22 protein-coding genes and 1 pseudogene are annotated in these 21764 nt (G+C 65.2%); 18 read left to right on the top strand and 5 right to left on the bottom strand.

Annotation, left to right across the window (positions count from 1 at the left end; translation table 11 throughout):
* The first annotated feature begins 57 nt into the window (after positions 1–57).
* From ACIQ3B_RS06440 to ACIQ3B_RS06405, 8 genes are all read left to right on the top strand, one after another.
* Positions 58–1023, top strand: coding sequence for a zinc-binding alcohol dehydrogenase family protein (locus tag ACIQ3B_RS06440; protein WP_397400777.1), 966 nt, complete (start codon positions 58–60; stop codon positions 1021–1023).
* Positions 1024–1274: 251 nt separating this feature from the next.
* Positions 1275–2108 carry an alpha/beta fold hydrolase gene (locus ACIQ3B_RS06435; RefSeq protein ID WP_397400775.1) on the top strand — a complete coding sequence of 278 codons (834 nt, stop codon included), beginning with the start codon at positions 1275–1277 and terminating at the stop codon, positions 2106–2108.
* 14 nt (positions 2109–2122) lie between these two features.
* Positions 2123–2908, top strand: coding sequence for an SDR family NAD(P)-dependent oxidoreductase (locus tag ACIQ3B_RS06430; RefSeq protein WP_397400773.1), 786 nt, complete (start codon positions 2123–2125; stop codon positions 2906–2908).
* Between the two features lie 142 nt (positions 2909–3050).
* Positions 3051–4571: a hypothetical protein gene (locus ACIQ3B_RS06425; RefSeq protein WP_397400771.1), complete on the top strand. Its 1521-nt coding sequence runs from the start codon at positions 3051–3053 to the stop codon at positions 4569–4571.
* An 83-nt stretch (positions 4572–4654) separates the two neighbouring features.
* Positions 4655–5401: a YebC/PmpR family DNA-binding transcriptional regulator gene (locus ACIQ3B_RS06420; protein WP_397400769.1), complete on the top strand. Its 747-nt coding sequence runs from the start codon at positions 4655–4657 to the stop codon at positions 5399–5401.
* Positions 5401–5616, top strand: a complete 216-nt coding sequence (locus ACIQ3B_RS06415; protein WP_397400768.1) for a hypothetical protein — start codon at positions 5401–5403, stop codon at positions 5614–5616. Before ACIQ3B_RS06420 ends, ACIQ3B_RS06415 begins: the two co-directional genes overlap by 1 nt.
* A 96-nt stretch (positions 5617–5712) precedes the next feature.
* Positions 5713–6780, top strand: coding sequence for an NAD-dependent epimerase/dehydratase family protein (locus tag ACIQ3B_RS06410; RefSeq protein WP_397400766.1), 1068 nt, complete (start codon positions 5713–5715; stop codon positions 6778–6780).
* Between the two features lie 74 nt (positions 6781–6854).
* On the top strand, positions 6855–7346 hold the full coding sequence (locus ACIQ3B_RS06405; protein ID WP_397400764.1) for an SRPBCC family protein: 492 nt from the start codon (positions 6855–6857) through the stop codon (positions 7344–7346).
* Between the two features lie 5 nt (positions 7347–7351).
* Here ACIQ3B_RS06405 and ACIQ3B_RS06400 read toward each other — a convergent pair whose 3' ends face one another.
* Positions 7352–8299: an alpha/beta fold hydrolase gene (locus ACIQ3B_RS06400; RefSeq protein WP_397400762.1), complete on the bottom strand. Its 948-nt coding sequence runs from the start codon at positions 8297–8299 to the stop codon at positions 7352–7354.
* 147 nt (positions 8300–8446) lie between these two features.
* Here ACIQ3B_RS06400 and ACIQ3B_RS06395 point away from each other — a divergent pair, with 147 nt between their 5' ends.
* From ACIQ3B_RS06395 to ACIQ3B_RS06365, 7 genes are all read left to right on the top strand, one after another.
* Positions 8447–8596: a hypothetical protein gene (locus ACIQ3B_RS06395; protein WP_397400760.1), complete on the top strand. Its 150-nt coding sequence runs from the start codon at positions 8447–8449 to the stop codon at positions 8594–8596.
* A gap of 62 nt (positions 8597–8658) precedes the next feature.
* The gene (locus tag ACIQ3B_RS06390) at positions 8659–9339 is read left to right on the top strand and encodes an EcsC family protein (protein WP_397400758.1); all 681 of its coding nucleotides are present in this window, start codon (positions 8659–8661) and stop codon (positions 9337–9339) included.
* Position 9340: 1 nt separating this feature from the next.
* A complete protein-coding gene (locus tag ACIQ3B_RS06385; protein WP_397400756.1) occupies positions 9341–9940 on the top strand; it encodes a hypothetical protein in 600 nt (199 codons plus the stop codon).
* Positions 9941–9949: 9 nt separating this feature from the next.
* Complete coding sequence (locus ACIQ3B_RS06380) at positions 9950–10639, top strand: peptidylprolyl isomerase (protein ID WP_397400754.1); 690 nt, start codon at positions 9950–9952, stop codon at positions 10637–10639.
* Positions 10636–11112 (top strand): cupin domain-containing protein, encoded by a 477-nt coding sequence (locus ACIQ3B_RS06375; protein ID WP_397400752.1) that lies wholly within the window; start codon positions 10636–10638, stop codon positions 11110–11112. The genes ACIQ3B_RS06380 and ACIQ3B_RS06375 overlap by 4 nt, the downstream gene beginning before the upstream one ends.
* On the top strand, positions 11109–11885 hold the full coding sequence (locus ACIQ3B_RS06370; RefSeq protein ID WP_397400750.1) for a site-2 protease family protein: 777 nt from the start codon (positions 11109–11111) through the stop codon (positions 11883–11885). Before ACIQ3B_RS06375 ends, ACIQ3B_RS06370 begins: the two co-directional genes overlap by 4 nt.
* 184 nt (positions 11886–12069) lie before the next feature.
* Positions 12070–14304 (top strand): S8 family serine peptidase, encoded by a 2235-nt coding sequence (locus tag ACIQ3B_RS06365; RefSeq protein ID WP_397400748.1) that lies wholly within the window; start codon positions 12070–12072, stop codon positions 14302–14304.
* A gap of 85 nt (positions 14305–14389) precedes the next feature.
* Here the strand turns inward: ACIQ3B_RS06365 and ACIQ3B_RS06360 are convergent.
* Positions 14390–14491, bottom strand: a pseudogene (locus tag ACIQ3B_RS06360) (PEPxxWA-CTERM sorting domain-containing protein); the annotation flags it as partial.
* Between the two features lie 350 nt (positions 14492–14841).
* Positions 14842–15201 carry a hypothetical protein gene (locus ACIQ3B_RS06355; protein WP_397400746.1) on the bottom strand — a complete coding sequence of 120 codons (360 nt, stop codon included), beginning with the start codon at positions 15199–15201 and terminating at the stop codon, positions 14842–14844.
* A gap of 49 nt (positions 15202–15250) precedes the next feature.
* Here ACIQ3B_RS06355 and ACIQ3B_RS06350 point away from each other — a divergent pair, with 49 nt between their 5' ends.
* Positions 15251–16114 carry a hypothetical protein gene (locus tag ACIQ3B_RS06350; protein WP_397400744.1) on the top strand — a complete coding sequence of 288 codons (864 nt, stop codon included), beginning with the start codon at positions 15251–15253 and terminating at the stop codon, positions 16112–16114.
* Positions 16115–16171: 57 nt separating this feature from the next.
* Positions 16172–16666, top strand: a complete 495-nt coding sequence (gene ruvC, locus ACIQ3B_RS06345) for a crossover junction endodeoxyribonuclease RuvC (protein ID WP_397400742.1) — start codon at positions 16172–16174, stop codon at positions 16664–16666.
* Between the two features lie 23 nt (positions 16667–16689).
* Here ruvC and ACIQ3B_RS06340 read toward each other — a convergent pair whose 3' ends face one another.
* Together ACIQ3B_RS06340 and ACIQ3B_RS06335 are read right to left on the bottom strand one after the other, a co-directional pair.
* Positions 16690–19032, bottom strand: a complete 2343-nt coding sequence (locus ACIQ3B_RS06340; protein WP_397400740.1) for a TonB-dependent receptor — start codon at positions 19030–19032, stop codon at positions 16690–16692.
* 164 nt (positions 19033–19196) lie between these two features.
* On the bottom strand, positions 19197–20090 hold the full coding sequence (locus tag ACIQ3B_RS06335; protein ID WP_397400738.1) for a sulfurtransferase: 894 nt from the start codon (positions 20088–20090) through the stop codon (positions 19197–19199).
* 195 nt (positions 20091–20285) lie between these two features.
* Between ACIQ3B_RS06335 and ACIQ3B_RS06330 the strand changes: the two genes are divergently transcribed.
* Positions 20286–21758, top strand: coding sequence for an MFS transporter (locus ACIQ3B_RS06330; RefSeq protein WP_397400736.1), 1473 nt, complete (start codon positions 20286–20288; stop codon positions 21756–21758).
* Positions 21759–21764: the final 6 nt, after the last annotated feature.

Genomic DNA, 21764 nt, shown 5'->3' with positions numbered 1-21764 from the left:
ACCCTCAACCCGCCCGTGGAATGTGTTTCGTCAAACAAGTGTTTGAGGAAATGACCGATGAAAGCCGCCGTCTACTACGAAAATGGTCCGCCTGAGGTCCTCCGCTATGAGGACGTGCCGGATCCGCAGTGCCACCCCAAGGGGATCGTAATCCGGGTCGAGGCGGTCTCCATCGAGGGCGGTGACACGCTGAACCGCCATGGCGGGCCGCTGATGACCAACCCACATGTGGTCGGCTACCAGGCCGCGGGCACGATTATAGAGGTCGGCGCAGAGGTCACCCATCTCAAGGTCGGCCAGAAGGTCGCCACGACCGGCGGCTGGGGCAGCCACGCTGAGCTTCGCGCGGTGTCGGCCAAGACCGCCTGGCTGATCCCGGAGGGCATGGACGTGCGTCACGCCGCCGTCATCCCGGTGACGTTCGGCACGGCTGACGATTGCCTGTTCGAATTTGGCCGCCTCCAGAAGGGCGAGACCGTGCTGGTGCAGGCCGGAGCCTCGGGCGTCGGTGTGGCGGCGATCCAGCTGGCGGCCCGCGCCGGCGCCTCCATGATCCTGGCCACCGCCTCTTCGGACGAGCGTCTGGAAAAGCTGAAGGCCATCGGGCTGACACATGGCATCAATTACAAGACCCATGACGTGGTTCAGGAGGTGATGCGCCTGACCGACAAGAAAGGCGTCAACGTGATCGTCGACTCGGTGGGCGGACCCACGCTGCAGTCCTCTATCGGATCGCTGGCCTATCGCGGCCGGGTGTCGATGGTTGGCGCCGCAGGCCGGGAGCCGATGCGGGTGGATGTAGGCTCGATGATGGGCGGCAACCGCACGCTCTCGGGAGTCTTCCTTGGCGCAGAAATCGCCACAGACCGGGTACAGAAAAACATCGCCAAGCTGATCGCTGACGTGGCCAGCGGCGAGCTCAAGGTGATGATCGACCGGACATTCCCGCTGTCAGAGGCGGCCGAGGCGCATCGCTACATCGAAAGTCGCCAGGCGGTCGGGCGCGTTCTCCTGATCCCTTGAGGGGTTCCGTTGGGTCAGCCGAAAATCTTCAGCCACAGACCGATCAGGCCGAGGATGATGAACCCCCACATCGCGAGGGACAGCAACAAGGGAACGATTACGCGCATAGGTTTGGTCGACCCACTCCCCTCAGGCGACTCCTTAGAACACGTTTAAGCGTCCAAGTTGATAAATTACCAGCCGATTCACGCGTGATGAGGATTTGGTGACGATATATTCAACCCTGAGGTTGCGTTACTAGGAGATCTGTAATGCCCAGAGCGCGCAATGGCGAGGTGGAACTGGAGTTCCAGACCTTTGGCGACCCCAAGGCCGAGGCCATTCTGCTGATCAATGGCCTGGGGTCGCAGATGACCCGCTGGCCCGAAGCCTTCTGCGATCTGCTGACGGCCAGGGGGTTTCAGGCGGTGCGCATGGACAACCGCGATACCGGCCTGTCGAGCTGGCCGACGGAACGCTACACCCTGGCCGACATGGCGCGGGACTCCATGGCCGTGCTCGACGCGGCGGGCATTCGGCGGGCCCACATCGCCGGCGTATCGATGGGCGGCATGATCGTGCAGCGCATCGCCATCGATCATCCGGACCGCGTGCTCTCGATGACATCCATCATGTCGGCGCCTTCGGGCAATGTGGTCGCCACGCCGGAGGCGATGGCGGTGATCAGCCAGCCGCCCCCCAGCCCTGAGGCCGACTACGAAACCTTCGTCGCCCATGGCATTGCAAACGCCCGCACCATCGGCAGCCCCGGCTATCCCTGGACCGAGGCCGAGTTGCGTGAGCGGGTGATCGCCGAGCACGCCCGCGCCTTCAACCCGGCTGGCGTCGGCCGCCAGCGTACGGCCATCGGCGCCGATGGCGACCGGACCGCTGAGCTTCGAAGGTTGAAGGTTCCGACGGTGGTCTTGCATGGCGCCGATGACCCGCTGGTCCAGCCCATCGGCGGCGAGACGACCGCCGCCGCCATTCCGGGCGCCGAACTGCGGATGATCCCGGGCATGGGCCACGACATGCCGCCGGGGCTCTACGATATCTTCCTTGACGCCATCCTCAGCGCCGCCCGGCGCGCCGCGCCCACGACTTGATCAAAGGAACGACCATGGGACGACTTTCAGGCCGCACGGCCGTCATCACCGGCGCCGCCAGCGGCATCGGCCGCGCCGCCGCCAAGCTGTTCGCCTCAGAGGGCGCCAGCATGGTCATCGCTGACCGCGCCGAAGCGGTGAACGAGACAGCCGAGGCGATCCGCGCCGCCGGCGGCAAGGCTGTGGCCCTGCTCGGCGACGCCGGGGACGACGCTTTCGTGAAATCGCTCGTGGACCGTGCGGTGTCCGAATACGGCAGTCTCGACGTGTTCTGGGCCAACGCCGGCATCTCGGGCGGGTTTGCACCGCTGCATGAGCAAACCGCCGACTACTGGGCCGAGATCCTGCGGGTGAACCTGATCGGGCCCTTCCTGGCTGTGAAGTACGCTTCGGCGGTGATGATCCCCAAGGGCAAGGGCTCGATCATCTGTACCGCTTCGGTGGCGGGCATCCGCTCGGGCGCCGGCGGGCCAGCTTATTCGGCGTCGAAGGCCGGAGTGATCAGCCTGGTGAAGACCGCCTGCAACGAGCTTTATGGTACCGGCGTACGGATCAATGCGATCGCGCCTGGCCTGATCGAGACCGGGATGACCAAGCCGATCTTCGACGGCGCGCGGGCGCGCGGCAACGAGGACAGGATCGGCCAGCTCAACCCCACCACCCGCTACGGTGAGCCGGAGGAGATCGCCGCCGCCGCCCTGTTCCTGGCCTCGGACGACGCCTCGTACGTCAACGGCCAGACGATTGCGGTGGATGGCGGCCTGTCGACCTCGCACCCGGTGGTGCGCCGCAAGAAATGATCCTGCCGCTGCGCCATTCCGTTACCCCGCTCTTGGCGGAGCCAGAGACCGGGATGACGGGCGCGGAGGTTGTCGCCTTCAAAACGGCCAGATCGACCGGTTCGACTGCGAGACGGTGGAATAGTCCGCCATAAGGACGGTCATGATCCGCGCGTTCCTCATCGCCGCCGTCGCCCTGATGACGATGGGCGCGGATCGTCCGTCGAGCGTCGACTACAGGCTGGACGTGGCGCCGGAGGCGGGAGGGCCGCCGGTGCTGTCGGTCGAGATGCGCCTGAGGGGCGACGCCGATGGCGAGACGCGGATCGTGCTGCCGAAGCGAGTGATTTCCGAGCCCACCGTTTCGGGCGCCGCGATGACCGCGCCGGACACGGAGCATCGCCTGTTGCAACACAAGCCGGGCGCAAGGCTCACGGTTCGCTATCGGCTACGCGTACCGGGCGCCGGTCCGAACGTGCTGGCGATCACCGGGAACGCGGTCTTTGCGGTCCCCGACGGGCGCGCGGATCAGGCGGCCACCCTGCGCTGGAATCGACTCCCCAGAGGCTGGCGCAGCCTCTCCGACCTCGACCCGGGCCTGACGGCCTGGGCGCCGAGGTTGGCTGATCTGGATGAAGCGGTGCTGCTGGCCGGTCCGGACCTGCGGATCGCGGAGCGCGGGGTTCCGGGTGGCGTCTTGCGAGCTGCAGTGTTCGGCGATGCTGCGGGGGCGGCGCGGCTGGCGGACCTCACGGCGCCATTGCTCGGCGCCCAACGGGCTTTCACGGGCGACGGTTCGGGATCGTTTCTGGTCGCCGCCGGCTTCGAAGCCGCTTCGGGTGGCCGCGGCAGCCTGACCCTTCCCGCCGATCTCCTGACGCGATCCGATCCATCGGACGAGATCGCGCAAGCGCTGACCCGGTCGTGGATTCCGCAACGCCTCGGTGGGCCAGCGCCAGACGCCGCCGGGCTGATGCTAGGCGTGGCCGCTTTCTACGCCGACCGCATCCGGCTACGCGACGGCCTGCTGCCATACAGCGCGGCGGTGAGCACCCTGGCCATGGCCGACACCCGTCGCGACGCCCGCTCGCGCGGCCTGATCCTGGCGCTGAAGTGGGACGAGGACGTCCGTCGCAAGTCCGCCGGCAAGCTGGACCTGGACGACGTGGTCCTGCGCATGGCCGAACACTACCGCCGCTTCCCTGCCGGACAGGGACCGGATGTGATTACAGGGTTGATCTCTGCCGCCTGGGTGACAGCCGAGATTGACCTGCGCCCCGATCTTGCGCGTTACGTCCAGGGTTCCGCCGCCATCCCCCTGCTCGAGACAATGTTTGGCGGCTGTCTGGACGCCCGCGTAACGGTCGCACCGGGGTTCGACGCCGGGTTCGACGCGGCAGGGTCCTTCGCGACCCGCACGGTGCGCGGCGTGCGGCGGGGCGGGCCAGCCTGGAACAGCGGCCTGCGCAACGGGATGAAGCTTGAGAATTGGACATTCAACGCGGGCGACATGAACCGCGAGATCGAACTCAACATCCGGCCCGCGAACAAGCGGGCCAAGCCCCGGAAGGTTCGCTACTGGCCCTATGGCGATATGGACGTGGAAACCCGCAAACTCCAGATGGCCGTTGGCCTTTCGGACGCCGCGAACGCTGCCTGCACCCGTAACATCGCTGGCCTTTAGGCCTCATTCTGCGCCGGGGGTTCCGCGCAGGCCACCGCTCGGGTTAGAACGCGACGCAAATTCGTCACCTGCCCGAACGGACCATGGCCGGACATTCCAAATTCAAGAACATCATGCACCGCAAGGGCCGCGCCGACTCGGTGCGCTCCAAGCTGTTTTCCAAGCTCTCGCGCGAGATCACCGTGGCGGCCAAGATGGGTCTGCCCGACCCCGCCATGAACGCCCGCCTGCGACTGGCGGTGAACAACGCCAAGAGCGAGTCGCTGCCCAAGGACGTCATCGATCGGGCAATCAAGAAGGCGTCCGGCGGCGACGCCGAAAGTTATGACGAGATCCGCTACGAAGGCTTCGGCCCCGGCGGCGTGGGCGTGATCGTCGAGGCTCTGACTGACAATCGCAATCGCGCAGCCGCGACCGTTCGCTCCACCTTCTCCAAGAACGGCGGCAATCTGGGGGAGACGGGCTCGGTCTCGTTCATGTGGGATCGGGTTGGCCAGATCGTCTATGCGCCCTCGGCAGGCAGCGAGGAGACGGTGATGGAGGCCGCCATCGAGGCCGGCGCCGACGATGTCGAAACCGACGAGGACGGCCACACGGTCTTTGCCGCGTTCGAACTGCTGTCCGACGTGGCGACGGCGCTGGAAGCCGCTCTGGGCCCGGCCCGCTCCACCAACATCGTCTGGCGGCCCAGGGTCCTCACCCCCGTGACGGGCGATGCGGTCGCCACACTGATGAAACTGATCGAGACCCTGGAAGACGACGACGACGTCCAGCATGTCTACTCCAACGCCGATATCTCGGCCGAGGACCTGGAAAAGCTGGCCGGCTGATGGCGAAGCGCCCGCGCATCAATCCCGATGATCTGGACCGGCGGGTCACCGACCTGAACCAGTACAAGAAGTCGCGCCAGCAGGCTGAGCGCAAGGTGGCGCCAAAGGCCCGCCCCGGCAGCGGCCTGATGGGCTCCAACCCCCGCGCGCCGCTGATCCTGGCGATCGTGGCCATAGTTCTGGCGGCGCTCTACGTGGTTCCGCTGTTTCTCTGACGACGACACAGCAGCGAACCGGTTTCCACTGCGACGTGATGCGCCCTAAGCTGAATCAACGAGGCCAACAGAATCTCGTCAGTCGGAGGAGTTTCCATGTCACCCATCCCCAAGCGCGGCCTGGTCGCGGTCACCGGCGCGGCCGGGTTTCTCGGCGGGTGGGTGGTGCGGCAGCTGCTGGACAAGGGCTATCGGGTGCGGGCGTGCGTTCGCAATGCTGACGACCCCGCGCGCACCGGTTTCCTGCGCGCCATGCCGGGCTATGCGTCCGGGCGACTGACGCTGCACAGCGCCGATCTGGATCAGGACGGCTGTTTCGACGACATCTTCAAGGGCTGCCATGGCGTCGCCCACATTTCCCACGTCAGCGGATATGAGGATCAGGCCTATATCAGCCGCGTCTGTGACCATGTGATCGCCAGCATCAACAGCTCGGGGTCGGTCACCCGCGCGGTAGTCACCTCCAGCATCGCCGCGGTGATTTCCGAGGCCGATCTGGCCGAAATTGCACGCCGGCCGGTGTTTTTCGAAGGCCGCTATCCCGACGAGATGAATCCCAAGCGGACCCCGGAACGTGGCCAGGGCTATTCCATGGCAAAGCTCGTGGCCGAACGCGCATTTGCCGAGGCCGCGGAGTTGAGCGGAACCTGGGACGCCATCACCTGCTGCCCAGGCGACAATGTCGGGCCGATCCAGTCCGCCCACCAGAAGGACATGGGACCCTGGCAACACCTGATCGAGGGCATGCTGAAGGGCGAGCTGGTCCAGACGGGCGCCTATCGGCCCTGGATGACCGTCGACGTGCGCGATGACGCGGCCTGCCACATCGCGCTGCTGGAGAGCACAGAGGTCAAGAACGGCGAGCGCTTCATCGCCTGGTCCACCGACGCGCGCAACGTCGAGGACATCTGCGCGGATATCGATCGGCTGCTGCCGGAACTGGCGCACGATACGCCGACGGTGGTCGATCCCTTTCCGGATCGCATCAGGGCGCGGGAGGCCGAGTTCCGGGGCATATGGGCCATGGCCGATCTGCGCAACGACCGGATCCGCTCGGTGACGGGTGTGACCTTCAGGCCGCTGGACGAGTCCATCCGCGATTGTGTGGAATCGCTGCTGTCGGTAGCCGCGGTCCCGGTGAAGCGCCGCGCCGCCGCCGCGTAGAAGGCATCAAGCACCGCCTTGCCGTTCCCGGGGGAACCCGTGCAAAGTCGATTCGAGTATCAAGGGGACATCATATGACCATCCGTCTGTTCGCTGGCCTTGCCGCCTGCGCCGCCGCGTTAGGCCTCGCGGGAGCCGGTCAGGCGGCCCCCGGCGTCTACGTCTCCATCGTTCAGGAGACCACCATCAACGTCCCGGCAGAAACAGCCTGGGCCAAGGTCAAGGGCTATTGCGACATCGGCGCCTGGCTGAAGGCCCCCTGCGAGATCACCTCCGGCAAGGACGGTGAACTGGGCGCGCTGCGCAAGATCGCGGGTAGGGTCGAAGAGGTCATCGTGGCCGTGACGCCGATGTCCTACACCTATGCCGACATCAACCCGGCCATTCTCTATCATGGCACGGTCGAGATCCGCCCGGTGGACAAGAAAACCTCGAAACTCGTCTACAGCCTGTTCTTCGACGAAGCGTCCATCCCCGCCGAACAGCGCGCGGCCAACAAGGATCGCCGCCAGAAGATGTTTGCCGGCATAATGGCCACCATGAAGACCATCGCCGAGACGAAGTAGTCTGCTCAGGCGGGTGGCAATCCCGCCAGAAACGCCTTCAGGTCCTGAACTGATCGCTCGGGGATCTGTTCCATCGGCACATGGCCCACCCCGGGGTAGGTGATCAGCTTCGCCCCGGGGATGGTGCTCGCCAGACCCCGGCTGGCTTCGGCCGGGATCACCTTGTCGGCCTCACCGGTGATCACGAGAGTCGGCGTCGTGATTTTCGTGAATGTGGCCTTCGTGACAGACCGCCGGGGCTGGGATTGACCGTTCAGGATCAGCTCCCTGCGACCGGGCGCCATCGCCAGATCAACGTAGCGACTGACCAGCGCATCGGTGACGAGGGTTTCGTCTACATAGGCCGACTTCAGACCCCGTTCGGCGATCCCGCTCAGGTCGACGCTTTTTAGCACGGCGCGCCCGGCGGGGTTGGCGAGCAGCTTGAACGCCAGCGGAGAGCCCTCGCGCTTGCCTTCCACAGGCCATCCGGCCGCATCGACCAGCACCAGCCCCTGCAACCGGTCCGGATGGACCAGCGCATAGTTCCAGGCCACCGCCCCGCCCATGGAATTGCCGCCCAGCACGAAGCGTTCGACACCCAGCCGGCGGGTCAGGGCGTCGACGATCGCGACCTGGCCCTCGGTGCTGATCCGGTATCCGTCGGGTGTGCGCGTCAGGCCGTGGCCCGCCAGGTCCAGTGTGATGATCCGATACTCCGGCGACAGGCGTTCGACCCACGGCTCCCAGGCGTGGAGGGAGGCCGCAAAGCCGTGCACCAGCACAACCGTCCTGCCGCTCCGCGCTCCCTGATCGCGATAGTGAACCCTCACGCCGTCCGGAAGCTCCACATAGCGCGAGGCGGTGTTGCCATAGCGGCTTTCCAGTTGCGCCCACGGCAGCTCCGGCCTGGCGCAGGCGTTCAGGCCCGCAACGCCGAGAAGGCACAAAAACGCAATCGCCAGACGCTGCATGGCCATACTCCGGATTGAATTGCATTCTGAAGGCCCTTCCGCGCCGTTCGGCAAGCGCGCAATCGTCGGTCGCCAGCGAGGCCGAGGTTTCGTCCGCGCGCCGGGCAGGCTAGAAGACCAGACAGACTTCGGGGGAACCACGCCATCATGCAGCGCCGCAAAGTCGATCGAGCCCAACGCATGCGCGCCCGTCGCATCTGGTGGGAGCGCAACGGGTCGTTTGTGCGCGGCTTCGTGGTAGGTTCGGGCCTGGCGGCGCTGGGGGCCTGGATCCTGCAGATGGTGCTGGCGCAATAGCCCGCGCAGCACCGCCCTTTGGTGCAAGCGACGCCGCCTACGAAGACTGGGCCAGAGCCGAGGTGACCCATTGGCGCGCGGCGATGCTGAAACCGGCGGGCGCCTTTGACCGCGCCACGAAGGACGTTCAGGTGCGCATCACAGAACTGATCCCGGAGCGGGTCCACGCCACCCTGACCACCTTGGTGGAGGGGCTGACCCGGACGATCCTCACCGGCGCAGACATCACCACCGCCCAGCCATTGATCGGCGTCCCCCTGGCTGAGCGGGATCGCAGGGCCTTCACGTGCATAGACGGCTATCGAAAGACCGCCGCCGTCGAAGGCGGGGTTGCAGGTGCGGGGGGGTTCTGGCTGGCGCTCGCTGACTTTCCCGCCCTTCTGGTGCTCAAGATGAAACTGCTGTTCGACCTTTCGGCCATCTATGGTCACGAGGCGGACCGCTTCAGCGAGCGGCTGTTTATCCTGCAGCTGTTCCAACTGGCGTTTTCCAGTGCGCAGCATCGCCCGCAGGTGTTTGCCGGGGTCGAGGGCTGGGACGGGCGTGAGCATCCTGCCGACTTCGAACACTTCGACTGGCGTACATTTCAGCAGGAATACCGCGACTACATCGACCTGGCGAAACTGGCCCAGCTGATCCCGGTGGTCGGCGCGCCCATCGGCGCTTTTGTGAACTGGCGGTTGCTTGAGAAATTGGGCGCGACGGCGGTGAACGGATATCGCCTGCGCGCGTTGAAGGCGTGACATGAAACCGCCCATCGTTCCCACCCGCCTGAAAGTCGGCGTCGACGTGCCCTGGGTGACCAGCTGGTCCCAGGAAATCCAGGGCGGTGTCGGGCCTTGCCCCACGGTGGATGGCCAACCGGCGGCGCTGCAGGTCTGGAAGCCTGGCATTGGCAAGCCGCTCTATTCGCGCAATCACCTTCGTCGCCAGCGCGATAGCGTCCGCGCCATGCTCTGCCCCATGTGCGGCGAGCCGACGGAGGCGGGTGATCGCTGGAGCCAGACCGGGCGCTTTGTCGCGGTGGGCGACCTGCGGGCGCGCGGTTTCGGTCCGGCTGTGCCTGCCGACCTGGAGGACGACCGCATCGTGCTGGACGCCGGGGCCATCGCGCCCTTGCACATGCGCTGTGCGCTGGCCTCTCTCCAGCGTTGCCCGCACCTGGGCGGGATGGCGGATCGCGACCTGAAAGCCTTTCCGCCGTCCTGGGTCGTCGTGCCCCTTTATGTGAAAGCCACTCGGCAGATCACCGGCCAACCGCTACCGGCTGTCAGCTTCCTGCAACTGTTCGGGATCACCACCGATCGCGACGCGGGCTGGCGCGACCGCACACCCACGGTTTAGGCTGGGCCCATGTTACGTCGCACATTGCTGGGCTTGACCGCCGCCTTCGCTTTCACCGCAGCCCGGGCCCAGACGCCTGAGCCCGCACCTGCGCCTGAACCTACGCCCGCCGCCCCGGTCAAGAAGCCCTACCCAAGGGTCAAGCTGGAAACCGCACAAGGCGTGATCGTGATCGAGCTCTACCCCGACAAGGCCCCGATCACTTCGGCCAACTATCTCAGGTATGTCGATCGCGGCCTGTTCAACGGGGCGACCTTCTATCGGGCGTCACGGCCGCCGGGCTACACGGCCACCGACTATGGCAGCATTCAGGGCGGCTTGCAGAACGACCCAAAGAAAGTGCTGCCGCCGATCGCCCACGAGTCCACCCTCAAGACCGGGCTGAAGCACGGCGAGGGCACGATCTCCATGGGCCGCCACGCCCCGGGCACCGCCCAGTCCGACTGGTTCATCTGCCTGGGCGACATGAGCTATCTGGACGCCGACCCAAAGAACCCCAGGAATCCGGGCTTTGCGGCATTTGGAACCGTCGTGGAAGGTCTGGATGTAGTCCGCAAGATCATCGCCCTGCCGGTCGATCCCAACCGGGGCGAAGGCGCGATGAAGGGCGAGCTGCTGAAACAGCCGGTCCGCATCCTCAAAGTCAACCGGATGCCATCCACGGCTCCCGCCCCTCCAGCTGCGAGCGCGCCAGCATGACCGACACCTTGGCAACCCCGGAAGACGGCTGGAAACATAGCGGCGTCCGCGTCGTCCCCGGCGATCAACTCGATCCCGCGGCCGCCACTACACCAGGCATGGATCGCGCGGTGGCTGTAGATCGGGCCCGCATGGGCGCCCAGAAACTGTGGGCCGGCACCGTCCATATCCACGCCAATGCCAAAACCGGCGCGCACCACCACGGCCCGCTGGAAAGCGTGATCTATGTGGTTTCGGGCCGCGCGCGCATGCGCTGGGGCGAAAATCTGGAGTTCACCGCCGAGGCTGGACCGGGGGACTTCATCTATGTGCCGCCCTATGTGCCGCATCAGGAAATCAACGCCTCGACGGATGAGGTGCTGTCCTGCGTGCTGGTCCGCAGTGATTCCGATGCGGTGGTGGTGAATCTGGATATCGAGCCCGCCGAGGCGCCAGAGGGCGTCGCCTGGATTGATCCGATCCATCGGTCATGACGATCACACGCGGGACGGCGATCCCGGGGAAGCCGCCGAACAATCTGGTGGGCGTGGCCCTGCTGGCGGCCTTTGTCGGACAGGGCGTTGCGCTGGCGATGAGCCCTGGCCCGGGCGGCCCGCTCACGTTCGGCTTCGTCCTTATCGGCTGGGTTCTGGCCGTGATGGCGCACGAGTTCGCCCACGCCTTTGTGGCCTATGTGGCCGGCGACACCACGGTGAAGGCCAAGGGCTACCTAGCCTTTGATCCCCGGCGGTATGGCGACCTGGGCACCAGTCTGGTGATCCCGCTGCTGGCGCTGGCGCTGGGCGGCATCGGCTTTCCAGGCGGAGCGGTCTACCTGCGCAATGATCTGATGCGCAGCCGGGCCTGGCGCGCGGCGGCCTCGCTGGCGGGACCGGCGGCGACGCTGATGATCCTGCTGGCGTTGGCGACGCTGCTGGCGCTCTGGCCGGGTGCTGCGGGAGGGCCCTTGTTCGAGGCGCTGGCCATTCTGGCGTTCCTGCAGGCCATGGCCCTGGTGCTCAACCTGTTGCCGGTTCCTGGCCTCGACGGCTTCAACGCCCTGAGGCCGTTTCTGCCGGCGACGTGGACGCCCACGATCAGCAAGCTCGAGGGCGTGGCGATGCTGGTCTTGCTAGGCGCGCTGTTCTTCGTGCCCATGATCGGCAACCTGCTGTTTGGCGCCACCGCGGACCTGACCTCTGCGCTCGGGGTGCCCCGCAGCGCCATCGGCGCCGGCTGGGATACGTTTCACTTCTGGAAGGGGTGAGGGCCTACGCACCTTTGATCGGCGCCAAACGGCCGACATGACTGCTCTGGTTAAGAATTGTTAAGAACACTCGGTCGGCGCTCCTTAAAGCTCACGATGCGATCCGTAGGACCGCGCCTCACCGGTCTGGCGTCGATGAATATCGACGTTCGCCAGAAGAGGCTCCGGACTGCGGAGCATCAGAATGCCGAATTCCAACGCGACCCCCAACTACCGCGCAGATCAGATCCTGATCCAGCTGGATGGCTCAGTGAACGGCGCGGCGCACAGCCGGGCGCTTGAGGCCCTAGGCGGACGGCTGCTGGACATTGTGGCCGGTGGTGGGTCCGGTGGCGGCGATCTGGCGCGGGTCGGGCTGGGTCAGGGCGTGACCGTCGAGAAGGCGATAGCCATCCTGTCCAAACTGCCGGGGGTGAAGTTCGCCGAGCCCGACTACATCGTCAGCAGCCAGGCGGTTTCCAACGACACTAGCGTCACTTCCGGGCAGACTTGGGGGCTTTATGGCGATGTCGGCGCGCCAGCGAATGCCTTTGGCAGCCAGGCTTCCGAGGCCTGGGCCGCCGGCGCCACAGGCAGCACCAAGGTGGCTGTGGGCGTTGTGGATTCCGGGATCGATTACACGCACCCCGACCTCTACCTGAACGTCTGGCTGAACCAGCGCGAGATTCCGACAGCTTTCCGGGGTGCGCTGACCGACGGCGACGGTGACGGCCTGATCACGTTCCGGGACCTCAATGACACGCGCAACGCCGGCTTCGTCAGTGACGTCAACGCCAATGGACGTATCGATGCGGGCGACCTGTTGAACGACGCCCGCTGGGAAAACGGCCTCGACGAAGACGCCAATGGCTACAACGACGACCTGATCGGTTGGAACTTCGTCAACAACGACAATGACCCGATGGACGACCATGGGCACGGCACCCACGTCAGCGGCACCATCGGCGCCATGGGCGGCAATGCGATCGGGGTGGCCGGCGTGAACTGGTCGGTTCAGATGGTTGCACTGAAGTTCCTCGACAACACCAACTACGGCTATGTCTCGGACACCATCAAGGCGCTGGACTATTTCACCAATGCCTCGAAGGCCGGAACCGGCGTCGACTTCGCGGCCACCAACAATAGCTGGGGCGGCGCGGGCTTCTCACAGTCGCTTTTGGATTCCATCACCCGTGGCGCGAAGCAGGATGTTCTCTACGTCGCCTCCGCAGGCAATAGTGGCGCGAACAACGACGTCACCCCCTACTATCCCTCGAGCTATTCGACTGCAGCCAGCGCTGGCTATGACGCCGTAGTTTCGGTGGCCGCCATGGACAGCACGGGCGGGCTGGCCGGCTTTTCCAGCTATGGCTCAATCTCCGTGGACCTGGCGGCGCCCGGCGTCGGCATTGTCTCGACCACGCGGGGCGGGGGTTACGGCTCCATGAGCGGCACATCAATGGCGACGCCCCATGTGACGGGCGCGATCGCGCTCTATTCCTCCGTGCGCGCCGGGGCCAGTGCGGCCCAGATCCGCGACGCTCTTCTGACGTCGACAACGGCCACAGCCTCGATCCTCGACAAGGTGGCGTCCGACGGGCGGCTGGATATGGCCAATTTCCTCAACACCCAGAGCTCCGTGACGGCGCCAGCACCGTCGCCCACGACGACCCCGACACCCACCCCGACGCCGACAACGGGGGTCACAATAACCGGCACCAGCGGCGCGGACACGATCACCCCTTCGACCAGCCTGGCCAACCAGGCCGCGCCAACCGTCTATGCCGATACCCTTTCGGGGCTTGCCGGCAATGACACGCTTGACGGCGGGGCCGGCGCGGACATCCTTACCGGCGGGGCCGGGAGTGACGTCTACGTCGTCGACACTGCTGGCGACAGGGTCGTGGAACTTGCCGACGAAGGCATCGATCTGGTCCAGAGCGCGGTCAGCCACACCCTGGACTCCAATGTGGAAAACTTGACCCTCACCGGGTCGGCCGCCAACGGGACCGGCAACGACCTGGCCAACATCATAACGAGCAATTCCAGCGCGAACTTCATCTTCGGTCTGGCCGGGGCGGATCGGCTCAACGGCGGGTCCGGGGCCGACACCCTGGACGGCGGCGTCGGCGCGGACACCCTGACCGGCGGTTCGGGTGACGACCGCCTGCTCGGCGGCGGCGGGATCGATCTCTACGTCGGCGGCGCCGGCAAGGACACCTTCGTGCTGGTGCGCGGTGAGGCGATGGACGACACCGTCCAGGACTTCGCCAAGGGTGACCGCATCCAGCTCACAGGATATTCAGCCGGATCCACCCTGACCAAGGTCGCCGGAAGCGCCACCGATTGGATCATCACCGACGGCGCGAGCCGCACGACGGAACTGCTGCACCTCAGCAACGGCTATGGGCTCAAGTCCGGAGACTTCCTGTTCGGGTAGGCTCAGCGCTGCGTCCGGGGCGACCTTCAACGCAAAAGGGCCCGACCATTGGCCGGGCCCTTCTATTGTTGTGTCCGTGGAGGTCCTACGCGACCAGCGCGCGACGGCGACGGAGCATGGCTCCAGCCGCGCCAAAGCCCAGGATCATCAGAGCCCATGTGCCGGGCTCGGGAACTACTGCGTCACCGCCGCCACCATTACGCCCGATGGCGCCAACAGGACCGGTCACACAGGCCGCAGTGCCAATGCATTGACGAAGATCAGCGCCGAAGAACACGTTCTTGGTAGAGACGCCATTATCCTCGGCCTGCGACGTCAGGCTGGCCAGGGTAAGCCCCGCGCCCGTGATCGTGAAGGTCAGGTTACTTGTACCACCGTAGTAGTCCTTCGGGTTCTGAGTGTCCTTGACCGTTACCTGATAGTCAAAGCCGCTTAGGAAGCCATTGCCCGCACGAAAGGCGTTATTGTTGTAGCCGTAGCCCGTAAACTGTCCACCATCGGAATATGCTCCCAGGGCGGGCGCCACGAAATTGTAGGTTAGAGCAACATCTGCCTGACCAAGGTCGAACCACAGGGCAGAGTTCTCGCTGCCTGCCCCCCATCAACCTGGAAGAACGTGTTGTCCGTCAGATTGACATTAATCAGAAGCTGGTTGGCGACGTTGTCGCTGACCGTCACGGTGCCGAGCGATCCGGTGAACCCGGCTGCGTAGTGGTTCAGGTCATAAACCACTGTTGCCGCCGACGCGCCACCTGCTGTCGCCACGCCAAGCGCCAAAACGGCGGCAGTGGCCAGAAAACGCATCTTCATAGCCTTGATCTCCTCAATACTGATGCCTGAGGCTAAATCAGAGAGGCAGGTCAGCACCATAACCCTGAGCGTGCAATAATCGGACAAGGATTCCCTTGATTGGCGTTTTCTGATGGTCGGGCGCTATAAAAGGACGATGATGGCGTTTGTTCGTGCAGTCCGGAAATCGCCCGCCGCCGCATCTATGGCCGCCGTCCTGCTGCTGCCCTTCGCCGCCCAGACCGCGACGCCGACCGCGCCCGTCACCCAAACTTTGACCTGTCCGGTCGGCGGCGAGCGGTTCGCCTTCACCAGCGCGACGGCCTACGCCACCTGGGGCCAACGGCCGGATGGCAAGCCCTATGGCTCATGGGTGTTCCCGGCGCCGCTCCCGGAGTGTCCGGGCAATGGCCTGGTGATGTACCGCAACTTCTCCCGCGAGGAGCGCGCGCAGCTGCCTGCGATCCTGGCCGACCCCGGGTTCATCGCGCTCCGCGAGGGTCAGGGAACCTGGTATCGCGCCGCCTACCTCGAACACGCTTTGCAGCCGCGTTCGCCGGTGACGGCCTGGCTGCTGCTGAACGCCACATGGGAGGCGCAGGACGGCTCCCTGCGCAAGGCGCGCTATCAGGACGAGTTCGTTGACGCCGTGAAGGTGCTGGCCGGCGCGGCCCCGCCGATCGAGGCCTTCGCCCTCAGGGTCCGCGCCGCCAATGCGCTGCGCGAGCTGGGTCGGTTCGAGGAAGCAGGGATCGCCCTGGCCGCCCTGCCTCGAGATACGCTCGCCAGTGATCCTGCCGCCGCGCAGTGGGGGGCGTTTCTGGACGGGCTGGCGCGCGCCGTCGCCCGAGGCGACCGCTCGCCTGAACCGCTGGATCTGATCCCCCGCCAGGTCGCGGCGGCCTATTGCCTGGGCGGCGTCAGCGCCCCGCCCCGCAGCGATCCTGAATGCAGCACGCCGGATATGACGCAGGCGATGAAGGCCGTCCGCGATGCGCGCGGCGCCCACGCGGCGCATTAGGCTCACATTTCCGAAAGCATTTCGTGGCGTCATCCGGCATGTTGTCGGGAACAGACAATGAACGCACCGATTCGCATCCTTGGACTGGACCCGGGCCTGCGCCGTACCGGCTGGGGCGTGATCGACTGCGCCGGCGCGCGGATCAGCCACGTGGCTCACGGGGTGATCGCGCCGAAGGACACCCTGCCGTTCGCCGAGCGCCTGCTGTGCCTGTTCACGGAGATCGAGGCGGTGCTGACCACCTGGGCTCCCCATGAGGCGGCTGTGGAGGAGACCTTCATGAACTCCAACGCCCAGTCGGCACTGAAGCTGGGCCATGCCCGCGCCATGGCCATGATCGTGCCGGCCCGCGCGGGACTGCCGGTGGCCGAGTATGCCGCCACCGTGGTCAAGAAGGCCGTCGTCGGCACCGGCGGCGCCGACAAGGCTCAGGTGGGCTGGATGATCGCCCGCCTTCTACCCACCGCTGGCAAGACCGCCAGCGACGCCGCCGACGCCCTGGCCGTGGCCATCGCCCACGCCCACGCGCGCACAGCGCGGCGCGTGGCCTAGATCACGTTTTTCCTCGGCCCGCTCTAGAAGTCCGTCGACAGCGAAACCTGGATGGTCCGCCTGGGCCCGGGCCGGAAGGTGGCCGGCGTGCTGGTTGTGGCGGAAATGGTGCCCAGGTAGTCCTTGTCGAAGATGTTATCGATGTTGATGCGGGCCTTGACCTGCTTCAGCGGGCCGACGCCGAAGCCGTCGCCCAGATCCACATAGGCGTTGTAGATCATGTAGCCGTCGGTGGACTCGGCGTTGGTGAAGTTGGTGTAGCGCTTGGACACCTTCCGGGCCGACAGGTTGAGGACCGCGCCAGGGGCCGGTTCAAATGTGACGCCGCCCTGGAACACCCACTTGGGGAAGTCCGGAACCTTGTTGCCCGCGATCAGGAACGTGGCGAAATTGTCCTTGAATTCCGATATGCTGTACGAAACATTGGTGTTGAAATAGACCTTGCCGCCGAGAAGCTCCGGCTTCCACTGGCCGCTGAACTCCAGACCATGCGCCTCCACGCCACCGACGTTCTGGAAGAACGTCTCTGTCGTGGTGCTTCCCGGGACCAGCGAGGCGAAGGACTGCAGCCGGTTCTCGAAGCGGGTGAAGTACCCGACCAGCGCGGCATTGAAGGTAGGCCGGTTGGTGCGAATGCCCAGTTCATAGTTTTTTGCGGTCTCCGCTTCGGGTCCGGGCGCGAGCGGGCTTGCGGCGGAGAAGATGTCATCCGCCCCGCGTGGCAGGGCCAGGTTCTCGGAATATGACGCAAACACCTGATCGGTGCCGGTCAGCGACCAGACCGCGCCGACCTGGGGCAGGAACCAGTCCTTCCAGGTATCCGTGATCCGCGGCGTGCGGCGGTTGATGAAGTCGGCCGGGTTACGTGAACCTGAGATCACATAGTCGATGTTCAGACCCTTGAAGCCCACGTCCAGCTTCAGCCGGTCATCGAACAGGCTGATCGTATCCTTCAGGAATATCTGCGTGGTCTTGCGGTTGGAGATGTAGTTGCGCTGAAGGTGGACGGGTTCATTGAGCAGCGGCGCGCCGTCCGGGTCGCCGTTGGCCACATTGTAGCGCTGCTGGGTGCGGTGATAGTCGTCGTCCTCGTACCAGACGCCGGCCTGGATATGGTGGTCGCCGGACTTCCAGCCCGCCCGGCTGTTGAGACCCATGCGCTCGCCGTCCACTGTGGAGAGGCCATATTGCAGGCCCTTGGGCGCGGTCAGGCCCGCGACGATCAGGCGCTGGTTGTTGTAGCTGGCGAGCGACGTGGCATAGGCCTCGGGCGAGACCCCGTAGCCGGACTTTTTCTCGTAGTAGGCGGTGGTCGAGATATCGAACGCCTCACCGACAGGTGTCGCCAGGGTAAGGCCGTAGAGATGATCCTTCCGGCTGTTCACGGCGAACTTGTAGTACTGGTTGAAGGCCGCGTTCGAGTACGGGATCCCCGCCGCCGTGATGGGCAGTGAGGTCGCTGTCGCCGCCGAACCCAGAGGGCCCGACAAGGGAACATAGCCCAGGTAGGCAAAGCTGCGCCCTTTGCGACCGAAGATGTCGCCTGCCGTCCCCAGATACTGAGCCTTGGTGATCGAGGGGCTGTCATAGTCGAAATAGTCGTTGTGCACTGTCTGGAAGGTCAGGGACCCTTCGCCGAAGCGGTAACGGATCTGGCCCTCATAGTGATTGCGGTCGATGGTGCCGGGGCCACGCCAGAGTTCGCCCGAGATCAGCGAAGCGCTGGCAAAGGCCGAAAAGCCGTTGTGCTCACCGGTGTCGATACGGCCGAAGGCCCGCAGCAGTTCGTCGCTGCCGCGACTGAAGCTGAGCTTGCCTCCAAACTCCTCCTGCGGCCCGCGCGTGATGTAACTGACGATCGGCCCCAGCGAGGCGTAGCTGGACAGAGATACGTCGCCCGCCCCGGCCGACGCCGTCAGCCGCGCAAGGTTCTCGTTGTCCACATAGCGATAGATCGGGCTGCCGCCGAACTGGTCGGAGCGGCCCATAGGAATGCTGTCGAGCAGAAACCCTATCTGCTGGAAATTGAAGGCGCGCACCGAAACCGAGTTTCCGAATTCATAAAGACCCAGCGCATCATTGGCCTGGACTTTGAACCCCGGGAGGCTCTCCAGCATCTTCAGACCGGTGATCCCTGCCGGCGCCGACAGCAGCGCTTCGCTGGTGATGGAAACCGTCGCCGTCACCCGGTCCGTTCCAATGGCCACCGTCGCCTCAGACACCCGCGAGCCGGTCACCACCAGTTCTTCCACCTCGGCCGGTACGGGAGCTTCGGCGGCTAGTGCCGGGCTCGCCAGCATGGCTCCGCCCAACAACACGAGTTTCAGGGCGCGGTGCGTGCGCAAGAGTCGACGTGCATGGTTCATGGAGCCCCCGATGTCTGTCATCAATTCGACATCAGCCTGTCGCGCCCGGGCGCATCGGGCCACTGGGAACCCTGCCGAAGACATCGCAACCGGTTAGATGCCTAAGCGCGCGACGTCTCGACGCTCCGATGCCCAATCGCTAGTCGTGGTCGACGATCTGGAGGCTACTTCGACGTCTCGACGGCGCCGTCGAGCCGTGACCACTCTTCAAAGGAGCCGTCGTAGAGCAGGATCTTCAAGCCAAGCGTCCTGGCCGCGAAGATCGTCGCCGTGGCCTGCTGACCCACATGGCAGTAGGCCACCACCGTATCGCCGGATTTCACGCCTGCCGCCTTGAACCTTGCGGCGATCTCATCGGCGGCCGCGAGCTTGAAGTCAGACGTGGTCACCGAGGTGAAGGGCACGCTCGCAGCACCTGCAATGTGACCCGACTTGTGCGGTTTCGAAGGCATGCCGCCAGCCCGCGCCCCGGAATAGAAGTCGGGGGCTCGCGCATCGACGACAACATAGCCGGGCTTGCCGGTGTGCTCACGTACGAAGGCCGCATCGACCACCAGCGGGCGCATCTTCAACGCCGAGAGCTTGCCGGGTGTGATGACCGGCGCCTCGGTCGAGGCCTTGCCGCCGCTTGCCGTCCAGGCGCTCATGCCGCCCTCCAGCAGGAAGGTGCGCTGGCCAAGGCCCGCGGCATCCAGGGTAAAAACCACCCGCGTGGCCGACTGAATGCCCTCTCGCGTGGGATAGACCACGATCTTCGACTTGTCCGAGACGCCAAACGCCGCGAGCCGCGCCCGCAACGCCTCCGGCTCCGGCATCTGCAGGATCAGGGGCTCCGGACCGGTGGACGGCGCCGCGATGTCAGACAGCATCAACAGCCGGGCGCCGGGTATATGCCCGGCCTGATACCCCGGCCTGTCGCCCACCTGCAGGATCACCAGGTCCGGGTCGCTCAACCGCTTCGCCACCCAGGCCGGGCTTACGACCAGCCGGTCACGGGCCGATTCGGCCCAGGCGGGTTGCGCCAATATCAACAATAACAGTGCCAGAACGACGCGCATGGGGTGGTCTCCGGTTTCGAAGCGGATGCTAGGTCCCCCAAAGCCGTATGACCAGACGGTAGAGGCGGGTCCATTTTTCGATTCCACGGTATCCGGAGTTGGATAATCCCCCTAGCGCTAGGCCACGCCACATGATCCAGTGCTGCCGGGGGATGTGAAATCGTGAACGCGGCGTAGCCGCAGGATGACATTCTCATGGCTGAAAGCCCGGACGCTCAAAACCCCTCGTCCGTCCCAGGCCCGCCGCCGCCCTCGCTCTGGACAAAACTGGCCTACGGCTTTGGCGCCGGCGTCAGCGGCGTCAAGGACAACGGCTTCGCCTATTTCCTTCTGCTCTTCTACAGTCAGGTCGTCGGGCTTGACGCCCGCCTCGTAGGCCTCGCCCTGACCATCGCCCTGATGATGGACGCCGTCATCGACCCGGTGGTGGGCTACTGGTCCGACAATTTCCGCTCACGCTGGGGTCGACGGCACCCTTTCATGTACTTCGCCGCCCTTCCGCTCAGCAGCATCTACTTCCTGCTCTGGAGCCCGCCGGTGGGGTGGTCCGATCTGGCTACATTCTGGTACCTGCTGGGACTGGCCGTGGTGATCCGCATGACCGTCTCGATCTACGAGATCCCCAGCACCGCGCTCGCCCCGGAACTCACCCCGGACTACGACCAGCGTAGCTCGCTGCTATCCTTCCGCTCGTTCTTCGGCTGGACGGTCGGCAACACCATGTCGGTGCTGATGTTCGCCGTCCTGTTCCCGATGTTCGTCACTGCCGACATCAAGAACGGCCAATTCAATCGCGAGGCCTATCAGGTCTACGGGATCATCGGATCGGTGATCATGTTTGTGGGCATCATGGGCTCGGCGCTGGGCACCCATTCGCGCATCCCGCACCTGAAAGCGCCGCCGCCCAAGCGAGACCTGAGCCTCGTGAAAATCTTCAAGGAGATCTTCGAGACCCTGTCGAACCGTTCCTTTATCGCGCTCTTCGCCGCCGCCGCCTTCGGCTCGGTGGCTGCGGGCCTCTCGGCGGCGCTCAGCTTCTACTTTTTCAACTATTTCTGGCAGTTCAGCTCCCAGCAGAGCGGCCTGATCACGACGGGCGTATTCGGTTCTGCAATCATTGGCGCCGTCCTGGCGCCCATCGTCAGCCGCACCATCGGCAAGAAGCGGGGCGCGATCATCATCGGCCTGATCGCTTTCCTGGGCTCGCCTATGCCCATCGTCCTGCGTCTGCTGGGCATCCTGCCTGACAACGGCGATCCCTTCGTCTTCTGGTTCGTCTTCACCGCGACCCTGATCGACGTCGGCCTGATCATCTGCTTCCAGATCCTTTCGGCCTCGATGATGGCTGATCTTGTGGAGCAGTCGGAGATCAAGACCGGGCGTCGTTCAGAGGGCGTGTTCTTCGCCGCCATCGCCTTCATCCGTCAGATGGTCAATGGCCTGGGACTGATCACTGCGACCTTTGTGCTCACTGTGGCCGGCGTCCAGGCGGGCGCCGACCCCTCGCAGGTCTCTGAAGAGACGATCTGGCGGATGGGCGCCTACTATGTGCCGACAATCCTGGCGCTCTGGATGACGATGATCGCCATCATGAGCGGTTATCGGATCACGCGGGAAGGCCACGAGGAGAACCTTCGCACCCTGGCCCGCACGCGGGCGGCCGAGTAGAGCCAC

It is taken from the genome of Phenylobacterium sp. (genome assembly GCF_044358365.1).
In the GTDB taxonomy this organism is placed as follows: Bacteria; Pseudomonadota; Alphaproteobacteria; order Caulobacterales; family Caulobacteraceae; genus Phenylobacterium.
This window is presented reverse-complemented; position numbering and strand designations above follow the sequence as displayed.